This window comes from Leeuwenhoekiella palythoae (assembly GCF_020310025.1).
In the GTDB taxonomy this organism is placed as follows: Bacteria; Bacteroidota; Bacteroidia; order Flavobacteriales; family Flavobacteriaceae; genus Leeuwenhoekiella; species Leeuwenhoekiella palythoae.
Window position 1 is genome coordinate 899,248 of the sequence record NZ_CP084318.1, and the last position, 23,956, is coordinate 923,203.

The 23,956-nt window shown below is 37.7% G+C and carries 22 protein-coding genes; 6 read left to right on the forward strand and 16 right to left on the reverse strand.

Going from position 1 to position 23,956, the window contains the following annotated elements; translation table 11 throughout:
- Position 1: 1 nt before the first annotated feature.
- The 4 genes from LDL79_RS03630 to LDL79_RS03645 are packed head-to-tail and all read right to left on the reverse strand — an operon-like array spanning position 2 to position 3,952.
- Positions 2-1,243 carry a glycosyltransferase family protein gene (locus LDL79_RS03630; RefSeq protein ID WP_225599191.1) on the reverse strand — a complete coding sequence of 414 codons (1,242 nt, stop codon included), beginning with the start codon at positions 1,241-1,243 and terminating at the stop codon, positions 2-4.
- Positions 1,243-2,196 (reverse strand): glycosyltransferase family 2 protein, encoded by a 954-nt coding sequence (locus tag LDL79_RS03635; RefSeq protein WP_225599192.1) that lies wholly within the window; start codon positions 2,194-2,196, stop codon positions 1,243-1,245. Before LDL79_RS03635 ends, LDL79_RS03630 begins: the two co-directional genes overlap by 1 nt.
- The gene (locus LDL79_RS03640; RefSeq protein WP_225599193.1) at positions 2,187-3,128 is read right to left on the reverse strand and encodes a glycosyltransferase family 2 protein; all 942 of its coding nucleotides are present in this window, start codon (positions 3,126-3,128) and stop codon (positions 2,187-2,189) included. The genes LDL79_RS03635 and LDL79_RS03640 overlap by 10 nt, the downstream gene beginning before the upstream one ends.
- Positions 3,119-3,952: a glycosyltransferase family 2 protein gene (locus LDL79_RS03645; protein WP_225599194.1), complete on the reverse strand. Its 834-nt coding sequence runs from the start codon at positions 3,950-3,952 to the stop codon at positions 3,119-3,121. Before LDL79_RS03645 ends, LDL79_RS03640 begins: the two co-directional genes overlap by 10 nt.
- A 38-nt stretch (positions 3,953-3,990) precedes the next feature.
- Between LDL79_RS03645 and LDL79_RS03650 the strand changes: the two genes are divergently transcribed.
- On the forward strand, positions 3,991-4,941 hold the full coding sequence (locus tag LDL79_RS03650; protein ID WP_225599195.1) for a beta-1,6-N-acetylglucosaminyltransferase: 951 nt from the start codon (positions 3,991-3,993) through the stop codon (positions 4,939-4,941).
- Here the strand turns inward: LDL79_RS03650 and LDL79_RS03655 are convergent.
- From LDL79_RS03655 to LDL79_RS03675, 5 genes are all read right to left on the reverse strand, one after another.
- The gene (locus tag LDL79_RS03655; protein WP_225599196.1) at positions 4,938-5,894 is read right to left on the reverse strand and encodes a glycosyltransferase family 2 protein; all 957 of its coding nucleotides are present in this window, start codon (positions 5,892-5,894) and stop codon (positions 4,938-4,940) included. The two genes, LDL79_RS03650 and LDL79_RS03655, sit on opposite strands and share 4 nt — an antisense overlap.
- Entirely contained in the window at positions 5,891-7,123 is a 1,233-nt protein-coding gene (locus tag LDL79_RS03660) for a glycosyltransferase family 4 protein (protein WP_225599197.1), read from the reverse strand. Before LDL79_RS03660 ends, LDL79_RS03655 begins: the two co-directional genes overlap by 4 nt.
- A complete protein-coding gene (locus tag LDL79_RS03665) occupies positions 7,120-8,112 on the reverse strand; it encodes a glycosyltransferase family 2 protein (RefSeq protein ID WP_225599198.1) in 993 nt (330 codons plus the stop codon). The genes LDL79_RS03660 and LDL79_RS03665 overlap by 4 nt, the downstream gene beginning before the upstream one ends.
- Entirely contained in the window at positions 8,109-9,047 is a 939-nt protein-coding gene (locus LDL79_RS03670; RefSeq protein WP_225599199.1) for a glycosyltransferase family 2 protein, read from the reverse strand. Before LDL79_RS03670 ends, LDL79_RS03665 begins: the two co-directional genes overlap by 4 nt.
- Positions 9,048-9,123: 76 nt before the next feature.
- Positions 9,124-9,303 carry a hypothetical protein gene (locus LDL79_RS03675; RefSeq protein ID WP_225599200.1) on the reverse strand — a complete coding sequence of 60 codons (180 nt, stop codon included), beginning with the start codon at positions 9,301-9,303 and terminating at the stop codon, positions 9,124-9,126.
- Between the two features lie 89 nt (positions 9,304-9,392).
- On the opposite strand from LDL79_RS03675, the gene LDL79_RS03680 reads away from it, so the two are divergent.
- Positions 9,393-10,139 carry a hypothetical protein gene (locus LDL79_RS03680; RefSeq protein WP_225599201.1) on the forward strand — a complete coding sequence of 249 codons (747 nt, stop codon included), beginning with the start codon at positions 9,393-9,395 and terminating at the stop codon, positions 10,137-10,139.
- Positions 10,140-10,187: 48 nt separating this feature from the next.
- Here the strand turns inward: LDL79_RS03680 and LDL79_RS03685 are convergent, their stop codons facing one another.
- The 7 genes from LDL79_RS03685 to LDL79_RS03715 all read right to left on the reverse strand — a co-directional run bounded on the left by LDL79_RS03685 (position 10,188) and on the right by LDL79_RS03715 (position 20,746).
- Positions 10,188-11,291 (reverse strand): glycosyltransferase, encoded by a 1,104-nt coding sequence (locus LDL79_RS03685; RefSeq protein WP_225599202.1) that lies wholly within the window; start codon positions 11,289-11,291, stop codon positions 10,188-10,190.
- Positions 11,288-12,064: a class I SAM-dependent methyltransferase gene (locus LDL79_RS03690; protein WP_225599203.1), complete on the reverse strand. Its 777-nt coding sequence runs from the start codon at positions 12,062-12,064 to the stop codon at positions 11,288-11,290. Before LDL79_RS03690 ends, LDL79_RS03685 begins: the two co-directional genes overlap by 4 nt.
- Position 12,065: 1 nt before the next feature.
- Positions 12,066-13,337, reverse strand: coding sequence for an ABC transporter ATP-binding protein (locus tag LDL79_RS03695; protein ID WP_225599204.1), 1,272 nt, complete (start codon positions 13,335-13,337; stop codon positions 12,066-12,068).
- A 655-nt stretch (positions 13,338-13,992) separates the two neighbouring features.
- A complete protein-coding gene (locus LDL79_RS03700) occupies positions 13,993-14,856 on the reverse strand; it encodes an ABC transporter permease (protein WP_225599205.1) in 864 nt (287 codons plus the stop codon).
- Positions 14,857-14,859: 3 nt separating this feature from the next.
- Positions 14,860-17,343, reverse strand: a complete 2,484-nt coding sequence (locus LDL79_RS03705) for an exopolysaccharide transport family protein (protein WP_225599206.1) — start codon at positions 17,341-17,343, stop codon at positions 14,860-14,862.
- The gene (locus LDL79_RS03710) at positions 17,344-18,234 is read right to left on the reverse strand and encodes a polysaccharide biosynthesis/export family protein (protein WP_084673155.1); all 891 of its coding nucleotides are present in this window, start codon (positions 18,232-18,234) and stop codon (positions 17,344-17,346) included.
- 310 nt (positions 18,235-18,544) lie between these two features.
- Positions 18,545-20,746 carry a RecQ family ATP-dependent DNA helicase gene (locus LDL79_RS03715; protein WP_225599207.1) on the reverse strand — a complete coding sequence of 734 codons (2,202 nt, stop codon included), beginning with the start codon at positions 20,744-20,746 and terminating at the stop codon, positions 18,545-18,547.
- 84 nt (positions 20,747-20,830) lie between these two features.
- Here LDL79_RS03715 and LDL79_RS03720 point away from each other — a divergent pair, with 84 nt between their 5' ends.
- The 4 genes from LDL79_RS03720 to lptB all read left to right on the forward strand — a co-directional run bounded on the left by LDL79_RS03720 (position 20,831) and on the right by lptB (position 23,932).
- Complete coding sequence (locus LDL79_RS03720; protein WP_167597917.1) at positions 20,831-21,799, forward strand: KpsF/GutQ family sugar-phosphate isomerase; 969 nt, start codon at positions 20,831-20,833, stop codon at positions 21,797-21,799.
- Entirely contained in the window at positions 21,799-22,650 is an 852-nt protein-coding gene (gene tatC / locus LDL79_RS03725; RefSeq protein ID WP_072983609.1) for a twin-arginine translocase subunit TatC, read from the forward strand. The genes LDL79_RS03720 and tatC overlap by 1 nt, the downstream gene beginning before the upstream one ends.
- A gap of 123 nt (positions 22,651-22,773) precedes the next feature.
- The gene (locus LDL79_RS03730; RefSeq protein WP_072983607.1) at positions 22,774-23,139 is read left to right on the forward strand and encodes a carboxymuconolactone decarboxylase family protein; all 366 of its coding nucleotides are present in this window, start codon (positions 22,774-22,776) and stop codon (positions 23,137-23,139) included.
- 52 nt (positions 23,140-23,191) lie between these two features.
- Positions 23,192-23,932 (forward strand): LPS export ABC transporter ATP-binding protein, encoded by a 741-nt coding sequence (lptB, locus tag LDL79_RS03735; RefSeq protein WP_072983605.1) that lies wholly within the window; start codon positions 23,192-23,194, stop codon positions 23,930-23,932.
- Positions 23,933-23,956 lie beyond the last annotated feature (24 nt).

The following is a 23,956-nucleotide window of genomic DNA, read 5'->3' on the forward strand; positions in this document are numbered from 1 at the left end:
ATTAATAGTTAAGTCGGGTTAAAACTTCTTTTAAATATATTGGATCAAAATATTCATTAAGGTTCTTAGGGAATGGATATTTAGCAGCACCTGTTTCTTTCCATATATCATATAACCGAACGAACAGCTTACATATACTATTAACATCATCAGCCTCAGCAATAAATGGATAATTTTCACCTAAAAGCTGACGCACTTCACTATGTTTTGGCCCAAGATGTAATACCGGACGATTAGCTTGAACAAGGTTGGGAAATTTAGCCGGTAAAAACGGACTCACCTCAGCCGCTGCTTCCAACACGATATTCACGGCACTTTGCTGCTCCAGCAAACGCACCTGTTCATAATCCATAGATCCATTATAGCGATAAATGCTGGCTGTTTCATTACAAATTTTAGAGAGTTCCGGTTCATGATAGGCCCCCGGACCTATCAATAAAAGTTTAGCATGCGCTTGAGCTCCGGGGTGCTGCGCTAAAAAAAGATTCCAGGCCTGTATTAATGGAAACGGATCCCGCTGCTTTAGTAGATTTCCTGCATGCAATACATTAAAATGATCAGGATCAAAAAACTCAGGAAAAACCTTTTCTACAAAAACAGCTTCACTGGCTTGGTGCGGTAGTACGATACCTTTGGTTTTAAAGTTAGCATCAAAAGTTCCCATCCAGTCTCGCAAACATTGGGATGGATATCCCAGCCATTCTGCTTTTTGAGCTACCTTTTTAAAAAAGGCTTCCTTCTGTACGCTTCCGGGTTGTAGCCAATCATAGGGTTTTGGATACCAATGAAAGGGATAAGGGTCATGTATATAGGCCAACCATTTAGCATGCCACTGTGGTTGTTTTAATACAGCCGCATGAGTACGATAACTGGCACCTTTACTCAATGTGAATACAATATCATAGTCAGCTACTTTTAAAGGTTTTAAAGCCGTCACCATACTATTGACATCATTAAAGAACGTAAAGGAAAAACCAAACCCTTGCTCCAAAGACTTGGAAAAATTACGGTTTGCTAAACGCTGTAAAATACGTTGCCCGCGACTTAACCAATAATTTAAATCTGTTTTTCGTTCTTGAACTAAGATCGATTTAACTCCGGGTAAGAATATTGCTTTATAGGAATAATGATAGACGGTGATTTCAAAGCCGGCTGTTAATAAAGATTGTATAAAGGCATGATTGGCTTTACCGGCACTGCTATCGGTTATATCAAGGGTTTCAGCTAAAACCAACAGTTTCATTAACTTTTATAACGTTTAATCTTGGGCATTATAAGCTGATATAACTTAAATTTTAAGATATAATAATAGGCATATTTAAAATTAATACCGTGCTCTTTAAAAAAATTGCGATGCTCTAATAAGATGCTCCTTTCTCTCTTTTTTCCCCAGTGACGATAGAAAACTCTAAACATTTTTTGCCTAAAATAAGGTTTACAAGAAATATTAAGAGTATGTAAATGATCACTCATCAAACGTAAACTCATAGTAAATGAGTGTGGCTCTTTTAATAATGTCCCACTTATATTGGGCATATCATGAGAACGATACCAACAAAATACTGAGGACACATTAACGATTCTTGAGCTATGCATTAGAATACGTAGCATATATTCGGCATCTAAATTTATTCTCAAATTTACATTCCATTCTCCGGCAAAAAATAGAAGGTTTCTTGGTATCAAATAAGAGTGGAGTGGTAAAAATTTCTCAGTGCTAGTAAAATAATGTAATAACTCTTTGATTCCACTAAAATCTTCACCATTGTTTAATATGACTTCAGAATACGTAGCGTTCCCATTAAAATAGCCCCACGAGGAAAAAGCTACAGTTTTAGAATCGTTTATTTGCTCTAATGCTTCAACTTGCACTTCCAGTTTATCGGTATCAATTAAATCATCATCATCCAACCATTGAATATAATCACCATTACTCTTACTAAATGCATAATTTCTTGATCCAGAAACTCCCTTGGGATAGCTATCAGGGCGTTGGTAAATTTTTACACGACGATCAATAGTTTCTAATTTAAGCACCTTATTAAGTACATCTTTGTCTGAACCGTCATCTACAACTATTACTTCCCATTCCTTATATGATTGTTTTACAATACTGTTTATTGCTTCTCGTAAATAATCATATCTATTAAAGGTTGGAATCAATACCGACACCAAAGGTTTTTCTTCTAAATCCAAGTACTTACTTTATTAAATATTCGACGTTGAAATTTCAAAAAGGTCTTAAAGAAATTAATCTGTATTACTAAAATAGAATTGATTTCCTTTTGTTTAAGCTCTGTTACTATCCTATTTAACAGTTTGGGATTATGTGTTTGAAACAAAAAAATATTAGCAAAATATTTATATGATTCGGCAGTATGCAGATCAAATTTCGTTAAATAGTTATACAAAATTATACTGGTTATTGCAGAAGATTTTGCTTTGTTAAAACAAGGATCCGATCCAAGAGTAATACTATCTAAATGTTTTCTTTGATAAAATAAGACCATATCTACATAAGTCACTTTTGGAGGGTAACGATAAAAGAGTTTGGTAAAACACACCCACTCCTCAGCATAATGTAACTCATTGTCAAATCTTTGTTTATTAATATATTCAAATCGAAATAATGGAATAGGAGCACCAAAATGAATTTTCCCTAAAAGATAATCCTCCCCCAAATTTGAAGAACGAAAAACCTTTTTTCTTCTTTGGATTTTATCACAATGATTATCCTTAAAACTAACACTAGAACACAAGCAAAGATCTGATTCAGTTTTTATCAAAGAATCAATTTGCAACTCCAATTTTTGCGGATGTATAAGGTCATCATCATCAAAAAAATGAATAAACTCCGCATTTCTTTTCTCAGCTAAATCCAAACCAAAATTACGGGTAGCGGACAGCCCTTGAGGAAATGTGGATGGTTTTTTAAAATATTTAAAACGCTTATCGTTTTTGATAAATGATTGCACAACCCTCTCAGTATCATCCGTAGAATTGTCATCAGTTATCAAACAAGCAAAATTGGTATAGGTTTGATTCTGTATTGAAACTAAAGTTTCTTTGATTAAATGAGCCCGATTATAGGTGGCTAGTAATATATATACTTGGGGATTTAACTCCATAAACTTTTTACTAAACGCAATGGATATAAAAGCATTTTGCCCAAACGGTACTCCAAACGCCTTGTGTTTTTTATTTTCTCAGATTCCTCACGTCTTAACTTTTCTAAGAAAAAATCAATGGTTTCTGTAAAGTGTTGCGTATACAAGTCGCGATGCTTATTAAAAATATAGTCATACAACTTAAATTTATGTTGATTAGCGCGTATAGTAGTAGAGTCTGTTCGTTTTCGATAATTAAAAAGAGTTTTCGGTAAGACAATGCACAATCCTCCTAAGGCCATCAAACGAATATAAAACTCCCAATCTTCCCATCCGGATCTCATATGTTCGTCGTAACCACCAACTTTTCCGCATTCCTTTCTATAAAACAATGCATTACCAATAGATGCATTGGAGTATAAAAAGTTTAGTAACGTTCCTCCTTTTGGTTTATAAATCCAATCCTGCGTATTTGAAAAACAACGTGCCCAACACGTAACTAAAGAAACATTTGGCTTTAACGCTTCAGGCACTGCCAATTCAAGAAAATGGGGGTCAAAATAATCATCGCTATCTAACACTAAGACCAAAGTACCTTCAGCTTTTTGAATACCAAAATTACGAGCAGCGCTTTGTCCCTTATTCTCTTGAACTAAGATTTTATCTATGTAGTATTTTAAATCCTCTATTTTTGTTTTTGTTTTTAAATCAGAGCCGTCATCAACCACAAGTATTTCTTTATTTTTATACGTTTGATGATATGCTGATTTTACAGCAGTCTCTACATAATCGAAATCATTATAACATGGGATTATAATTGACACTAAAGGGGTATTAGTTTCCAATAGGCGCTATATCTTTATAGAGAAAAAACATATATTACTTGAAAATCGGTTATTTAATACTGGCTCACAAAAACCCGGAACAAGTTTTACGCTTAGTGAGCCGGTTAGTTACATCGGAAAGTTACTTTTTTATACATATTGATAAATCTGTATCTGACACTCCATTTAAATATGTCTTAAAGGGCATTAATCACGTTTACTTTTTAGAATGCGATTCAAGATCCGATGGAGTCTGGGGCGGTTTTGGTATAGTTCAAGCTTCTATCAATTTAATGAGACATGCTTTATCTCAAGTTCCTAACGGATATATCATATTACTTAGCGGTCAAGACTACCCGCTTCGCTCTGGGCAAAGAATTCAGTCTTTCTTTGAACAATCTTCACTGGACGCATATGTGTTTGCGGAATCTATACCTACTTCCTTTTGGAATATGGGTGGGTTAGATCGACTAAATTTATATCGGCTTAATTTATCTGCTGACAGATTTGATTTTGTAATGCTTCCTTCTATTTTAGAAAAATCATTCTATAGCAAACGAGTTTTACAAAAAGTGTATGCTATTCTACGTCGAGGAAAAAAAAAGACTCTTTTCAAAATTTTAAGAAAAAGAAGACATCCTAACGACATTAAGCCTTTTGGTGGATCACAATGGTGGGTGATATCTTCTAATTTAGCCAGGCAAATTTTAAACTTTATAGACGATCATCCTGCATTTTTGAAATACCATCAGGACACTTTACTTGCTGATGAGATATTTATTCAAACTATAATACATCATATTATAAAAAACAACAACACTTTAAAAATCGCACCTTCTTTGACCTACACCAATTGGGAACGAAAACATGTACCTCTTCCCGTAACCTTTGAACATTCAGATTTTGAAGAACTCAAAGAAGCTTCAAAAACCCATCTATTTGCACGTAAATTTGATATTGATAGAGACACTAAAATATTGGATAGAATAGACACAGAACTACTATCTTAGTTTTTACATTTTGCAATTTCTAACAATACCTCTCCCTTTCCGGTTAACGCAACACAAACCAATGCCAGCTGATATAAAAACACCCCTTTTAATTTAAACTTTTTATAGACTAATCCTATAACTTCGAATAAACGAACAGGCATAGTACGCAGTTTTGCTAAACCAAAACTTAGGTTCATCAGGTTACGTATAATTTCCATTTTCGTGTGCATCGAAATTTGTTCTTTGATATCCTGATAGGTATACCAGTACACATCAATTAAAGCACTTTTAAAAGAACTGGAGGAACACGTCATTTGCTGTTGAATGGAGACACTATGCAATCTACGATGGGTTAAAACTTGTGGAATATAATGCCCATTTATAGTCACCAGCAGCATTTTACAAAAATAATTATAGTCTTGCCAAGATTGTAGGTGTTCATTCCATCGAATGCGTTCAGCAACAGTTCGCTTCAACATGACATCATAGGTATACCAATGAATACGCCGTAGAATAAAATCTTCAGCTTTAATTCCATAGGGTTTTTGCTCATAAACATAAGGAGCCTCAAATCCTATCTCACTAAAATTCTGAGTGCGACCTACCACAAAATCTGCTTGTGTCTTTTGAATTTCCTCAAGTTTAACTCTTAGATGATCTGGAGTCATTAGATCATCACTATCAAACCAGATAACATAATCCCCAGTACTTTGATCAAAACCAATATTTCTGCAGGTATTTGCACCTTTGATGCTATTGCCTGGTCTTTGAAAGACTTTAAAACGTTTGTCTTTTTGACAAAACTTCTTAACTATACTATAACTTGAATCAGAAGAACCATCATCTACAAGTATGCATTCAAAATGCTTATACTGTTGACTTAATATTGATACCAAAGTCTCTTCAATTAGTTTCTCTCTATTAAGAAAAGGAATTATAATTGATATTAAGAAATGCTTTTGATTTTTCAACTACTCAATTCTGAATATAATTCAAACCATTTTTGGTCCAAAACTTCTTTCGAAAAATTTTCAGAAACAAACTTTCTTGCATGTTTACCCATTGCCATACATTCATCATTATATTCAAGCAGGTATTGAATTTTTGCGGCCATATCTTGAATATTATATTCACCAACTAAAAATCCGGATTTACCTTTATCCACTGTATACGTAACGCCTCCGGAATCAAATGCCACGACAGGAAGTCCACAAGCTTGCGCCTCCAATGTCGCAAGGCCTTGAGTTTCTCGTCGTTCATTTTGAACTGGCACGGATGCTAAGACATAAATATCACTTTCTTGTAAAAAGGTAAGAATTTCCTTCTGGCTTCTCTTTCCCATTAAGAAAACACGCGAATTTAAGTTTAGGTCATCTATAAGTTGTTCCAAATTACTTCTCTCTGCACCCTCACCCACAATTGATAGAGAAACATCTTTGTCCTTATCAACAAGTATCTTTAATACCTTTATCAAATATTGATGGCCCTTAACTGGATCTAGGCGTCCTACAGATATTAATTTATTCCCTTGCTTTATATCATTACCTTTAGGATAGAAATAATCTATATCAACACTTACCGGTATTGTTCTAATCTTATTTTCTGAACAGCCTAAATTGATTATAGCATCTTTAAGATAATTTGTATTTGCTATTATATAGTCAACATATTTAAATAATACATCATAATAACCATTATTCTGAATTCTTCCATTAATTGGAAAAAAAGCATCGTGACCATGAAAAGAAACGATCAATTTAAACTTATTAAACCCTACTTTTTTTAAAATATCAAACGGTCCCTTATTTGTACCATATTGAACATGAATAATATCATATTCTGTAAATTTCTTGTAATAAAAATAGCTATATATCCAGCTTAAACTAAAAGTTCTAAAGGAAAAAACATATCTTATTAATTTCAAAAAATCTTTTGGTGAGCTAATAACCAATTTAAAAGCTTTAAAAAGCCTTACGACTTTATTTTTGGGTATTTCCGTTTTCTCTAGAATGATCTTATCAAATATCTTGTAAGTATTTAATCGTCGTATTTGCTTACTAGAATCAATATCCAATAGTTCTTGAACTAATATACTAACATCATAATCACATTGGATTGCCGTAATAATTTGAGCCGTTATAAACGTCTCACTAAGGTGTGGAAATTGCCAAAGTCTAAATAAGATCTTCTTACTTTTCACGAGCCAAGTGCGATCTTTGAGAATGCTTTTTTTATTAGAAATGAAGGGTTGTATTTTAGAAGTAGTATTAATTTTCTTAAAGAGCCTACCTCACTTTTGGTGGAGTAAATGATACATTGAATCAGATGACTTTTATATTCCCCCATTACTCTACCTAATTCTTTTGATTGGTATATATTCAGCTGCTTATTTAATTCTACTATCACTTTTAACCAACTCATAAAAAAAGAAATCTCTTTATTTTTATAAAAGCAATCTTTCTTTAGAAGCCGAAGTGTCATCTTATCTTCAAACCTATTTGTATCGTAACCAAACTGTTTAAATAAATTAAGTTTTATTTGAGAATCTTTCAACAATTGCATTTCTTTATTTTGAACAGACAATTGATCTAGGTGCCATCTATACTTCACTAGTACTTCTGGAACAACATAAGCTGTAAAATGAAATAATGCTTTACTAAAAAAGTCATAATCTTCTCCAAACCGTAATTGCTCATTAAGAGGAAAATCCTGAAAAACCTTTCTTTTAGATACTATTGTTCCAATACTTAAGGGACAATGGAGTAAAAGATTCGCTTGTATTTGCTCAGTACTTGTTGAGTAATTTAAAATCTTCTGTTTTCTTCCATAGGATAACCAAGTACAGCAGATATCAATTTTTTTGGTTGTTAAGACATCAATCTGTTTCTCTAACCTTTGCTCAAAGGCTAAATCATCACTATCTAAACGCGCTATAAACTCACCTCTACTCTTTTGCACTCCGAAATTAAAGGCCGCTGAAGTACCTCTATTTTTGTTAAAACTATATATTGAAATCCTGTCGTCGTTATAAGCTTTTATTTTTTTTAAAGTTTCATCTGTACTCCCATCATTTACTATTATCAGTTCAAAATCTTTATATGTTTGATTAAGAATACTTTTTATAGCATCATCTATGAACTTTTCTCTATTATAGACTGGAATAATTACAGAAACCAATGGACTCTTCACAACTTTCTTAACTTAGAAGTAAAAAAGTACCCTTCCCTTTGAAATAAAAGATTGATACTATAGGCCATAAAAAGATGAAAAGATTTTCGTAATCCAAAAAAATTACCCACTTCCTTTAATAGCTTATAGCTGAAAAATTTGTAAAAATTTTTAATGTAGAAAAGACGTTGAAAGATCAACCTAAAAAGATATAATTTAGTCCTACTTTCAAGGGTATCTTTTAAATCTAAAAAAACATGCCAATGACTCAAGTATTGACTAATTCTAATTAAATTTTTATCTGATTGGACTTTACCTTGTATTGATTGTTTGTGACATCTTCTCAAGGTCAACACTTGTTGAACAAGCAAGCAGTCCGTGCTTAGTGATACAAGTTTAGCAAAATAATTAAATTCTTGACCTGACCGTAGGCTTTCGTTAAACTCAATTAGGTTCGCTAATTTTGATTTAATTAAGATATCATAGGTTAACCAATTAACCTTTTGGGTAATATAGTTATGTAAATTAATATCCTTTAATATATAGTTATAATCTTGATCCTTGCAGCCTGCATTAAAGAACTTACTTTGAGCTATCACATAACTTTTATTGGTTTTCCGTATAGATTGAACCTTTACCTCAATATGATTTAAAGTCATCAAATCATCACTATCAAACCAATTCACATACTCTCCTTCACTCAATTCGAATCCATAATTCCTACACGCATTAGCCCCCTTAGGTCGATCTTTCGGTCGGAGATGGTATTGAAACCGCGAATCTTTTTCAACATACTGAGAAAGCACCTCATCCGTAGCATCCGTACTCCCATCATCCACCACGATACACTCCCAATGGGTATACGTCTGTGCCAAGACCGAGTTTAAGGTCTCCCCGATCAAATGAGCCCGATTATAGGTAGGGATAATGATAGAGACTAAAGGTTGTTCTTTCATTACTTAAAATTCTAAAAATCATTTTTTTTAGAGATACATTGTTATTCTTCTCCATAATACTTGACAACGCCCTAGCTCATCCGTAGCAAAGGCGTAGATAAAGCGTCAGTAAAGCCTGCTGGACCTTCATTAAAAAACATCTGATTCCGGCATAATCGGCATTAACGGCAAAATCGGCAGGAATGACCACTCCCAATTGCCTTGACTTAAAAAGCAGCTTAATTTCGGCGTTAGAAGTTTGCTTTAAGTACTGCATTCCTAAACTATTTAGGTCAGCACCTACAGATTAGAAGTGTAGCAAAAAGGCAAGGACCGCTAAAACATGTATAACGTAATCAAACTATTATGGCTACACTCAAAGGCTTGATCAAGATAGAAGGCACCCTCGACGGCTTAACCTTCTATAAAGGAAAAAACGGCTACTTCATTCGCACCAAAGGCGGCATCAGTAAAAACCGTATTAAAAACGAACCGGCATTTAAACGAACCCGGGAGAATGCCAACGAATTTGGCTTGGCTGCGACTTCAGGAAAAATACTACGACATTCATTAGCGAAGCTTTTACACAATACTCAAGACCCCACGCTGCCATCCCGCCTGATGCGTAAACTGATGTTAATCAAAAATCATGACACCACCTCACCTAGAGGCTTACGCAATCCTGCTGTAGGCCTGACCACTCCCGAAGGAAAATTGCTTTTACAAAATTTTGATTGTAATGAAAACGCGATTCTGGCGCAAGTGCTTCGTGCCGACTATACAGTGAACATAACCACCGGTGAGATCAGCATTCCCAACTTTATTCCCGGCACCCAGTTGGTGGCTCCCTTGGGAGCTACCCACGTTACCTTGCAATCAGCCTTCTTAAATTTAGATTTCACAACCGAAGTCAGAGATTTGCAGCTTAGCGATCCGGTGAACCTACCCATCAACCTGACTCCCGGCACTGTGACCCTAGCTCCGGCTGCGGTTACGGGTACCGGCATCACGATGATGCTGTTACAACTCTCCTTTTTTCAGGAAATGAACGGGATACAATACCACCTCACCAATGGGGCATTCAATACCTTAAACATCGTACGTGTGGTCTAAACCAAGCGCTGAAAAGCCGGTTAAACAGCTAATCGGCTTTTTTTTACTTTAGGCACTTTCAGCTGCTTGAAGCAATACCTTATCCAACTTCGATATATAACGTTTCATGGTAAACGCTTCATAAACGCGTTTTCGTCCAGCGCTTCCGAATTCCCTGGCCAACTCCTTATCATTTAACAGCCGTATCATATACTCCGCCATATCCTCTACTGCGCCTTCCTCAGATAAAAGACCTGTTTGTTCGTGAATTACGACATCAGGGATTCCAGCATGAAGTGTAGAAATAACAGGCACTCCTGCTGCTGCTGCTTCCAAAATAGCAAGGGGTGTTCCTTCCATATCACCGTTTAAACCGGTTTTAGAATGTTGTACAAAACCACGCACGTGTTGTAGCCGCTCCCTATATTCTTCTGGAGCGATTATACCCAAAAATTCAACGGATTTTTCACATCCCAAAACTTTAACCAGATCGAAACACGCATTTTTCAAAACCCCATCACCTGCCATACATAACTTAGCATCAGGATGTACCTTTAACGCCTTAGCAAATGCCATTATCGTCAAATGGGGTGCCTTTTTATCTACAAAACGGCCAATAGAAATAAAAGCTTTCTTTTCAAAATTAGGCTGAACATCCAAGAATATGGGATTTGGTCCGTAAGTGTTTAATATAAGTTTATCTGAAGGACACCCTAGTTCTAAAAGCGTCTGATGCATCTTCTTGGAAACAGCAATAACAAAAGCTGCCTGTCTAAAAACTTCTTGATATTGATTTGCGCGTTTAACAACCTCGTTTACAGAAGCATCATAGCCATGAAAATGAACCACAAAAGGAATACTTACCTTTTGCAAAACCGGCAGTAGATCAAAGGCATGATTCCCATATTGAATAAGGATGACATCTACTTTTTTCTTCTTTAAAGAAATAGCAATATTTGTCGCGCGTAACGAACGTGTTGGCTTTCTCAAAAACCGTTCACAAAACTTCTGAAAAAGACTTAAGCGAGCTATATTCTTTTCTTCTCCTTCTACTCTAAAAGAATCTCCACTTCCATAGTAGTAGTATACTTTTCCTGAAAGCCGTTCTTTTTGAGCTCGGATAAAGGTTTCTGAATACGGGTTTTTATTAGGGCTAAATAGAGCGATGTTCATCGAAAAATAGTTTTTAACCGCTTTAACATATAATACCCTTTAAATTCTCGGTTTTTCTTGGAATAAGGAATACCCAAACGCTTATACCGTTCAGCTTGACTCTCTAAAACTATAGGAGATTGTAGGGTGATTTCTGGTTCAGAACCATATTGGGGACGCCTTTCTAAAACAGCATAAAAATAGTCATAAGCCCTCCATATTTTTTTATAACTAAAAAATATGACCTCACAATTTATGTCAGAACTAAGCTTTTGAATAGTTTTAAAATCCACATCCTCATCAACAGGCTGTAGACCTTCTGTTTTATGCTTCCTTAACCAGTTTTGATGAAATTTAGACGGGCAAGCTAATAGGACTCTACTGCCATCGTTCAAGAATAATTTGATGCGCGCATGGAATTCTTCTCTAGAATGAAATGGAATATGCTCATAAACATCAATTAATGATACGGCATCAAACTTTGAATCAAATGAAAAATCTTCAGTGATGTCCACACAATGGTATTCAAGATTATTTCTCCAAAATAAAGTCTTTGCCTTTTCTATTAATCTCGGGCTTAAGTCAATCCCATAAATTTTTGTAGAAGGAAACGTTTTTGCAAACTCATGACTACTCCATCCAATCCCACAACCTATATCTAAAATGGACGTGCTTGAAGGCTTAATAAAACTTCCAAATTCTCGTATAGCAGATTCTATCCTAGAATTGCCATTGAGATAATCTAAAGTCATTTTTTCTACTTCAGCATTATAATAGTCCAAAGATTCTTTCATTCTAACTTATGTTACAATCAAGTACCATTGCATCATACCTCCTATTGATTTTTCCAGTGCGAAAAAAATCTCCTTCTAAAACCTTCAAATTCATGGCATTATCTATGACGTCAAGATGATTTTTAACCGATGTATTATTTTCTGAAAACACTAACTGTATAGTATAGGAACCTCCGCGTAAAGGTAATCTTGTAAATTCAACATCTATATACCGCCTATCAATTAGATTATTGATATTTAAAGCCATCTCATCCGTCACTGTCATCGCCTTAAGATTACCGTGTGTGTCAGAAATACTAAACCCAAATATCAAGTGCTCAATATTTTCTTCGTTTACATCAAAACTAACTCTCATCTTTAAATAATCACCCGATGAAATAACTTGAACAACTTCATCAGAACTATTTAAAAATTGAGCGTTGTTTACTTTTATCTTACCATTACCAGACCGGTCGGTGCGCTGTTTTAAATTAAACTCGGTAGTTGTTAGTTTTAAATAGTCATTGACAATAGTATCTATATCTCCGTCTAGTGTAATACCTCCATTTTCCAACAATAAACCTCGTGTACACAAACTCCGTACACTCGCCATATTATGACTTACAAACAATACCGTTCTCCCTTCTCCCTGAGAGATATCCTGCATTTTCCCAATCGCCTTTCTTTGAAATTCAGCATCTCCCACCGCAAGCACTTCATCCACAACTAAAATTTCGGGTTCTAAATGCGCGGCAACAGCAAAAGCAAGACGTACCGTCATACCACTGCTATAGCGTTTGGTGGGCGTATCAATATAGCGCTCACAACCGGAGAAGGCAATGATCTCATCGAGCTTTCGAGTGATCTCTGCTTTTTGCATCCCGAGTATAGCACCGTTTAAATAAATATTCTCCCGCCCGGTCAGTTCGTGATGAAAACCTGTTCCTACTTCGAGTAAGGAAGCGATTCGGCCTCGGCTTTTAATAACTCCGGTACTTGGAGCAGTAACACGGGAAAGAATTTTAAGTAAAGTAGATTTTCCTGCTCCATTTTTCCCTATAATTCCTAAAACCTCCCCATGTTTAACTTCAAAGTTGATATCCCGTAACGCCCATACATAGTCTTCCGTCGATTGCTGACTGCGATCATTCACGGCACCTACTTTCAAAAAAGGATCTTCCTTACCGAGTAAACGTGCCCAATTCCGTTTAAGATCATCCCGCAACGTACCCATCCCTACCGTTCCCAGTCGGTATTGCTTAGAAATATTTTCGGCTTTGAGGATTATCGACATAAAATAATATTAAGAATAGACGACTTCTCGATACAAATTAAGCTCCACTATCGTTACGCTAAATTCACTCGAAGTGACTACGCTGTCAGTTCGAGTGCTTGATTGAGGCCAAAGCCGAAAACAAGTATTCCCGATGACTATCGGGAGAGAACACAACAAATACGATGAAAAAATCCAAGGCCTTTTGATAAACACGCAAATCTTCAAAATCAAATATAACATGCTCCATATTACCTACTTCATTATAACGGAAAAAAGTCTAGAAACAGAAAACTTCTCGATACAAATCAAGCTCCACTATCATTCCGCTTAATTCACTCGAAGTGACTACACTGTCAGTTCGAGTGCTTGATTGAGGCCAAAGCCGAAAACAAGTATTCCCGATGACTATCGGGAGAGAACACAACAAATACGATGAAAAAACCCAATGCTTTTTGCTAAATGCTCAACCCCTCAAAATCAAATATAACATGCTCCATATCACCTACTTCATTATAACGGAAGAAAGTCTAGAAACAGAAAACTTCTCGATACAAATCAAGCTCCACTATCGTTACGCTAAATTCACTCGAAGTGACTACGCTGTCAGTTCGAGTGCTTGATTGAGGCCAGAGCTGAAAACAAGTGTATCGAGAACCATAGATATTACAATTCATCAAATCGTATCGATAAAATTCCTCCCGGTTCGGTTAAAAACGATCAAGCCCATAAAAAACACCGCCAGGCTAAGCATCCCGCAATACCCCAAAAGCCCCCAATCAAAAAGTCCTTCTTGAAGACTCATAAACCGAAAGGCTTCAATAAGGATCGCAATTGGATTCAGTTCGATCAACCATGCATATTCGCTTAAGGTAGTACTATTTTGCACCTCAGCAATAGGATACATCACCGCAGAAACATACATCAACAAGGTGGTGGCAAAACCGATGAGGATTCTAAAGTCACGGTATTTCGTAGTCAACGAACTGATCAACATGCCTAAACCTAAGCCTAAGACTGCTAGTATGCCCAACACTACCGGAACCAACCATAACGTAACATCGGGGTGTAATGCATAGCCTTTCAATACAAAATATAAATAGAAACACGCAAAGATGAGCAACTGAATACTCAGCTTAAACAAGGCGGAAATCGCCTGTGATAATGGCGTGATGATTCGTGGAAAATAAACTTTAGAGAACAACCCTGCATTACTGGCAAAGGTGTTGGAGGTAGTATTTAAACACTGCGAAAAATAACTCCACATCGTAATCCCTGCCAAATTAAAAAGAAAAGGTGGTGCCCCTCCGGTTTGAATACTGGCGATATTATTAAAAACCAAAGTAAAGATCACTCCGGTAAACAAGGGTTGAATTAAATACCATAACGGACCTAAGATCGTCTGCTTATAGGCTGAAACAATATCCCGTCGCACAAACAGCAATAACAGATCTTTATACCTCCAGATCTCTTTAAAATCAATAGCAAGCAATGATTGCTTCGCATTGATCTCATATAACCAATCGTCCTGCTCTGCCATGATTTAATGCTCTAACTGATCGTTAACCCAACGAGCAACTTTTTTAACTTTGCGTTTTAAAGTGGTTAAAACACCTGCCTTTTGCTGATGTCTATAGGCTTCCCCATACTTCCCATAGCCGTAACCATATTCATAGCCGTACCCATAGCCATAACCCAACTTGCTTTTGGCACTGAAATAGTTCAGCACAAAACTGATATTACGTATTTCTTTCTTCTTGTACTTGTCATTAATTAGACGCAACATTCCTTTCTTAGTGTAATGCTGGCGAATCACATACAAAGTGGCATCTACATATTCATCCAATTCTAAAGCGTCTGAAACCAAGCCCACAGGTGGTGTGTCAAGAATAATATAATCGTATTCTTTTTTCAATTCCTCAATCAACGAATCCATTTGCTCGCTCATCAATAATTCTGAAGGGTTGGGAGGCACTGCACCTGCTAAAATCACATCAAGATGAGGAATCTTGGTCGGCTGAACAATTTCGTTCAATGTGTTTTCTCCGATTAAGTAATTCACCACCCCGGTATCGTTAGGCAAATTAAAATCTCCAAAGATCTTCGGTTTTCTAAGGTCTAAACCTACGAGCACTGTTTTACGCTTACTCAACGCAAAAACACTGGCTAAGTTGATACTACAAAAAGTCTTGCCTTCTCCACTGACTGATGAAGTGATGCGAACAGTTTTAGCCCCTTCGATCTGTTGCTTTCTATAGATAAATTGCAAACTGGAGCGCAGTCCTCTAAAGGCTTCAGCAATTGCCGAGCGGGGATCTTCGATGACCACTAAATTGCTTTTTGAAGTGCTTTTTCCAATAGCTCCTAAAACAGGAATACTCGAAAGTCGTTTGATCTCATTGGGGTTACCAATTTTAGTATCAAAGAAAAATAATAAAAACACGATGGCTAACGGCACAACAGTTCCTCCTACTACTGCCATCACATAACTCACTTCGGTATTAGGACCTATTGCTCCGCCTCCGGTATCTTTAGCTTCATCAATGATCACAATATCAGAAACATTGGCCGCTTTGACGATTCCTGCCTGGCTGCGTTTATCTAAAAATACGCCGTATGCACCTTCTGTTAAGTTATAACGGCGTTGAATACCAAATAACTGCTGCTGCTCTTGTGGAAGCTTTCGCATCTGCCCTTCGGTTGCAGCGATCTCATTACGCACTTCGCGCAATTGGCCTCTGATGATTTGCTGGCTCGAAGCCATATTTTCAAAAAGCACGGCCTTGATCGCATCAATACGACGGTCTAAATCTTTAAACGCCGGATTGTTAGGTTTAGCGGTATATGCTAACCTTCGTCGTTCTTCTGCGAGTTCGATAATGCTGCTAACACTTTGCGTTACACTCCCTTCTCCAATACCGGTAATACTTGGTGCTGGAATATCTGTCCCATAGTCTTCTCGTGTGCGCAGGTAATTCTCTAAATCCTGATAATATTGTAACCGTTGTTCTAAGTTCTGCTTCTGTGCATCAAGCTCGGTGATCTTAGCGATCAGACTTTCTTCACTACTGCCAATTCCTATACTGCTGTTCTCATCTCTAAATTTATCAAGCTCTTCCTGTACGTTCTTCATCTCAACAGATTTCACCGCCAGACTGCTATCAATAAACTGAATGGTTTTGGTCGCAAACAAGTTTTTACGCTCCAATTGGGTTTCGGCTAAAATTCTAACGGACGCGTTTAAGTAATCTACTAAACGTGCTTTATTATTGCCTGTGAGACTCAGCGTTAGAATACTGGAACCGGATGGAGTTTGATCAATCCCTATTCCGCGGTAGCGCCCTACTGTACTGTCAAAAGCATTAAAACGAATCAGATATTCCTTACCTATAACAGGCGGCAGTCCCGATGGATTCAACTTAAAATTGAAATAGGGCAAGTCTATAGGATCTCCAAGCGTATACTGTTTTGAGATCTTTGCAGCAGGCAAAGGTAAATTCAGCATTTCTTTAGTATCATAGTTCTGTGCAGGTGCTGAACCTCCATTAAAATCTATGGATAATGTATATGTTGAATCACTAGTAAAAACAATCTTGATTTGCTTCCCTAAGAGTTGTGGCCTTGCCGTATTGACATCTACCAGAAAGGGGGTCGCTCCGTAAATATCCTCCAGATGATATTCTCCTTGCTGCAAATAATCTACATAATACTGAAGCGCTTCTACCACAGTCTCGTTGTGACTTCTGGAACGCAATAAAATGATTGCCGTTTGCACTTTATCGGTAGTTCCACCCCAATTAAAAGTGAGACTGGTATTGGATGTAAAAAATGGATTCTGATCGTCTTTAACCGTTATCATATTACTCATACGATACACCGTTTGACGACGTACATTTTTATAATGTGCAATGTAATAGGCAATCCCTATACACACTACAAAAAGCGGCCACCAGGCAAGAATCTTGAGCAGAAAACCTCTAAAATCAAAGAAATTTTGTAGGTCTTTTATTTCAAATTCATCTTCCATCTAAAGGCGAGCAAATAAAAGAATTGTTGTGGTTGCGAGGGTTAGAATAGAAACAACTGTGGTTAGTGATTGCAAACCAGTAGTTCCTACACCTAAAGATTTCTGCGGAAGCGGATTTACTAAAATCACATCGTTAGGCTGAATAAAATAGTATGGCGAATTGAGCGCATCGATCTTGGTCATATCAATATGATGAATCTTTTTTCCTCCCGGATATTGTCGAATGATCAATACATCGGTACGATCACCATATTCTGAAATATCACCACTATTTACGATAGCGTCTAGTAAAGAAAGTTGTTCTACCAATTCTACTTTAACCCCGGGACTACCAACTTCTCCACCAATAGTATATTTGATTCCCGCGAGTTTTACGGTCACAAAAATATTAGCTTCCGCTGTAAAATAATCGTCTAATAATTTTTTCTCAATGATCTCCCGAATCTCTTCAGTAGTATAGCCTAGCACCTGCACTTCGCCTAAAGTAGGTAACCGAATTGCCCCGTGCCTATCTACTGCAAAACCGTCATAGTAATAGCCTTCCCCCAAATTATTACCTTCTTCACCATTCGTTTGTGGATTGAACAAAGCCACAAGTTCCTGATCCAATGCTTTCACCCGAATGCTTAAAACATCATTGATTTGAACACGGTAAGGTTGCTGCTGAAGATTTACTTGAATGATACTATCTTGAGCCGTTTGGGTTTCTTGAAGATAGGTTAGTTTCTTGGTAGGAATACAAGATCCCAGTGTAGTGAAGAACGCCAAAAGAAGCATTTTGACGATTAAAGGAAAGGTGTTTTGCCTGTAAAAAACTGATTTTCGGGCAAAGCTCCGCTGACTTAAGTCCCATTTTTTAGGGCAAAGCAACGAATTTGTAGGTATCTTCATACAAGTCGGGATTGCAACTACGACAAATATACTTTTTAACAATTAATTGTGAAACTATAAAACCGGTCTTCTTTGTTAAAGTTACGGGGCTTCAGCGCTCCAGAAATACAAGCGCCACACGTAAACTACTTTAGGGAAAGTCCGTGAGGCATTCGTTGAATACAAATTTTCAATTTTAAGGCATCCCGATAGCTCTCGGGACGGAGTTCTAAACCCTTTGGCAGCGTCAAAAAAAATGCGTTACCAAAGCACAAACCATAAAACAATACTTAAATAGAATTTCAGGAAAAAAAGGAAACAATTTGGAGTCTTAATTAGCCACCTCGCTAATGAATTTAATTCGGTATAAACGCAACTCATCTTCATCATAATCACCGTCAAATTCATCAAGCGCAGCTTCGATTTTATCAGTCTCAGCCTCTAGAAAGTATTCGTGTAGTTCTTCTTGCTGATCTTCATCAAGAATATCTTCGATCCAATAATTGATGTTGAGTTTGGTTCCGCTGTAGACAATAGCTTCCATTTCTTTTACAAACTCAGGCATTTCAAGTCCTTTGGCTGATGCGATATCATCAAGTGGAAGTTTTCGATCTACATTCTGAATGATATACAATTTCAATCCGCTGTTAGAGCCAGTAGATTTCACTACAAGATCGTCAGGTTTTAAAATATCGTTCTCTTCCACATAAGCTGCGATGAGTTCAATAAACTCCCGACCATACTTTTTAGCTTTTCCTTCTCCAACGCCAAAAACATTAGCCAACTCTTCAATTGAAGTTGGATATTTAATCGCCATATCTTCTAAGGAAGGATCTTGAAAAACGATATACGGCGGCACTCCTTTGCGTTTTCCTACTTTTTTACGCAGGTCTTTGAGCATCGCAACCAGTTTAGGATCTGTTCCTCCACCGGCCTTGGCACCACTAGCGACGGCTACTGCATCAGCGCTTTCATCATAAGCGTGATCCTCAGTCATCATAAACGATTCCGGATTTTTAATAAAATCCGTTCCTTTCGGCGTCAATTTAATAACCCCGTAGGTCTCTATATCTTTGCGTAAATACCCGGCAACTAAAACCTGTCGCAGCAAAGCTTTCCAATAAGATGACTCCTTATCTTTTCCGCAGCCAAAATAAGCATCAGTATCGGTTTTATGCGAAGAAATGATCGCGTTTGATTTTCCAACCAGAGTAAATACTAATTCTTTGCCTTTGTAGATCGCGCCTGTTTTATCAACCACTTCTAAAAGTTTAACTACATCATCCTGAGCCTCGTGCTTTTTCTTAGGGTTACGCACATTATCATCCAGGTCACCTCCTTCTCCCGTCTCATTATCAAATTCTTCTCCAAAATAATGAAGAATAAATTTTCTACGCGACATGGATGTTTCGGCATAGGCGACCACTTCTTGCAATAAAGCATGACCGATTTCTTGTTCCGCAACCGGCTTACCGCTCATAAATTTCTCAAGTTTTTCGATGTCCTTATAGCTGTAATACGCCAAACAATGCCCTTCGCCACCGTCTCTTCCGGCGCGACCGGTTTCTTGATAATAACTTTCTATACTCTTTGGGATATCGTGATGAATCACAAAACGCACATCAGGTTTATCAATCCCCATCCCAAAGGCGATGGTTGCTACTACCACGTCTACATCTTCCATCAAGAACATATCCTGATGCTTAACGCGGCTTTTAGCATCTAGCCCCGCGTGATAGGGAACAGCAGAGATTCCGTTTACTTGCAATACTTGCGCGAGCTCTTCTACGCGTTTTCGGCTAAGACAATAAATGATTCCGCTTTTCCCTTGATTTTGTTTCACAAACCGAATGATATCAGCATCAACATTTTTAGTCTTCGGGCGAATTTCGTAGTATAAATTCGGCCTGTTAAAAGAAGCCTTAAACGCATTTGCTCCAGACATGCCAAGGTTTTTCATAATATCTTCCTGCACCTTGGGCGTCGCCGTAGCAGTCACCGCTATGATCGGGATATCATCGCCTATACGTTTTATGATCTGACGAAGATTTCGGTATTCGGGTCTAAAATCGTGTCCCCATTCACTAATACAATGCGCCTCATCGATCGCGACAAAACTTATTTTTTGCGAACGCAAAAACTCAACATTCTCTTCTTTAGTAAGGGATTCCGGGGCGACGTAAAGTAATTTAGTTACTCCGTTGGTGATATCTTCTTTCACTTGTTTGACCTCTCCTTTGTTTAAAGAAGAATTCAACACGTGAGCGATTCCGTTTTCTTTTGAAATGCCGCGCAGCGCATCAACCTGATTTTTCATCAATGCGATTAACGGACTGACAACGATTGCTGTACCGTCTTTGATCAAGGCCGGAAGCTGGTAACAAAGTGATTTACCACCCCCGGTAGGCATTATAACAAAAGTATGTTTTCCTTCAATAATGCTTTTTATAACATCTTCCTGTAAGCCCTTAAACTGGCTGAAACCAAAATATTTTTTAAGGGACGCGTGTAAGTCTATTTCTTCTGAACTCATTAAAGCTTATTCAAATTTGCATACATTTGTATTCTAAATATAGTAATTTCTACAGCACTAACAAACGGCTTAATCTTATATCTTTTGAACACTTACGAGCAGATTTTAGACAGCGCCAAGCGAACCATCGCGATGGAACTCGAAGCTGTCGCTAATCTCCACACGCTTATTGACCAAGACTTTGCTAAAGCTGTTTCTTGTATCTATAACGCCAAAGGCCGGGTAATTATTTCGGGCGTTGGCAAAAGTGCAATTATAGCGCAAAAAATAGTAGCTACCTTAAATTCTACAGGAACACCTGCGGTTTTTATGCATGCGGCCGATGCAATACACGGAGATCTGGGCACGATTCAGAAAGATGATGTGGTGATCTGTTTATCAAACAGCGGAAATACGGCTGAGATCAAAGTGCTGATCCCTTTGATCAAAAATCAGGAGAATACGGTCATCGCAATGACTTCTAATAAAGATTCGTTTCTCGCAAAACAGGCAGATGCGTTGATTTTGGCTTACGCCGAAAAAGAGGCGTGCCCGCACAACTTGGCGCCTACCACAAGCACCACCGTGCAATTGGTAATGGGCGACGCTTTGGCTTTAGCTCTTTTAGACCTTCGCGGATTTTCAAAAGAAGATTTTGCCAAATACCATCCCGGAGGCGCGCTAGGGAAGCGCATGTACCTTCGCGTTAACGAACTTGTGGCACTTCACGACAAACCTGAAGTCACTCCGGATACTCCTATAAAAAAGGTAATTGTAGAAATTTCGCATAAAAGGCTCGGCGTTACCGCTGTTACCGAAGGCTCTAAAATTGTAGGAATTATAACCGATGGCGATATACGCCGTATGTTGGAGACTAATGAAGTGCTCACCGGTCTCACCGCAGCAAGCATTATGAGCAAAAACCCCAAACGCATCACAACTGATGCTTTAGCAACCGAAGCTTTAGAACTGCTAGAAAGCAATAGCATCACACAACTCTTAGCGGTAGATAGCGCTAATAATTATGCAGGTGTGGTACATTTGCACGATTTAATTAAAGAAGGAATTCTATAATGGCAAAAAATAAAAATGCAAACCCGGACGAAATGTCCTTTTTAGATCATCTTGAAGAATTAAGATGGCACCTTATACGCGCTACCCTGGCAATTGTGATTGTGGGTGTAGTTGCTTTTGTGTTTAAAGATTTCATCTTTGACGCGATCATTTTCGCTCCGGCAAATGCCGATTTCATTTCTTATGATTTGCTTTGCCAATTGGCCCAGATGGTGGGCTCTGACAAAGGCTGCGTAAATGAGATGAACTTTACAATTCAAAACCGTACGATGGGCGGGCAGTTTAATGCTGCGATCTGGACGTCGATCATAGTAGGTATTGTGGTCGCCTTCCCGTATGTGATCTATGAATTCTGGAAATTTATTTCTCCCGGACTGTATGAAAAAGAACGCAAAAACTCCAGAGGTTTTATCGTGATCTCCTCGCTCCTCTTTTTTATGGGAGTACTTTTTGGCTATTACATTATCGCTCCACTCTCCATCAATTTCTTAGCCAATTTTACTGTTGGTGATATGGTAGACAACGAGTTTGATATTGATTCCTATATTGGTTTGGTGCGTGCCAGTGCACTTGCAGCCGGACTCATTTTTGAATTACCGATCATCATCTATTTCTTTACCAAAATAGGCTTGGTAACGCCGCAATTTTTAAGAAAATATAGAAAATATGCGTTGATCATTGTTTTAGTAGTCTCGGCGGTAATCACGCCTCCGGATATTTCAACACAGGTCATTGTATCTATTCCTATTTTAATTTTATATGAAGCGAGTATTTTAATTTCGGCCTTTGTAACGCGCCAAGAAGCTCGTGAATTAAAACGCGCACAACAACGCGCTGCAAAAAAACAATAGTCGTTTTCATTGGGGAAAGCCCAAAGAACGCACATAAAAATAAATTATCAAATTCTTAGCATCCCGATAGCTATCGGGACGGAGTATAAACCTTTTGGCAGAGCCGAAAAATCCCTTAAATATATGTCAGAAAAGACCTTAAATCAAGTTGAAGAATTCAATGCGTATCGCGCAAAAATGAATGATAAAATACTAGCTGATAAAAACAAGATTATCAACCGTATTTTTAATTTAGACACTAATGCATTTGCTCCAGGCGCTTTAGATGTGAAAACTAAAGAATTGCTTGGGCTGGTAGCTTCCACCGTGCTTCGATGTGACGATTGCGTTCGCTATCACTTAGAAAGCTGTTTTAAAGAAGGTGTTACCAAAGAACAGGTGATGGAAACGCTAAGTATTGGCACATTGATTGGTGGTACCATCGTAATTCCGCATTTGCGACGCGCTTATGAGTACTGGGAAGTTCTTGAAGAAAACGCTTCAAAATAATACGTTGACGTAAAAATCAGCGTTTTATGATGCATATCTAAAATATGAGTTTATGAAACTACGAGCAGAAAATTTAATGAAGTCCTACAAAGGCCGAAAAGTAGTAAAAAGTATTACTGTTGAGGTTGCACAGGGCGAAATCGTGGGGCTTTTAGGCCCTAATGGCGCCGGTAAAACCACTTCATTTTATATGATCGTAGGACTCGTTAAGCCTAACGGCGGAACGATTTATCTAGACAATAAAGACATTACCAAATACCCGATGTATAAACGTGCACAAAACGGCATTGGGTATCTGGCTCAGGAAGCTTCCGTATTTAGAAAATTGAGTATTGAAGAGAATATTCTGAGCGTTTTGCAAATGACAAAAATGAGCAAGAAAGAACAACTCGCCAAGATGGAAGAGTTGATCGATGAATTTAGTCTGGGTCACATTCGCAAAAACCGTGGCGACTTACTTTCCGGCGGGGAACGCCGCCGTACCGAAATCGCTCGCGCGCTGGCAACCAATCCCAATTTTATTCTTCTTGACGAACCTTTTGCCGGAGTTGACCCCGTAGCGGTTGAAGATATTCAGCGTATTGTTGCACAACTAAAACAGAAAAACATAGGTATTTTGATCACAGATCATAACGTTCAAGAAACTTTGGCGATTACTGATCACACCTACCTCATGTTTGAAGGAAATATTTTAAAACACGGTGTCCCTGAAGAATTAGCGGCAGACGAAATGGTGCGCAAAGTCTATTTAGGTCAAAACTTTGAGCTGCGTAAAAAGAAATTATTTCAGTAAACTCGCAGGTTATACTAACCTCTA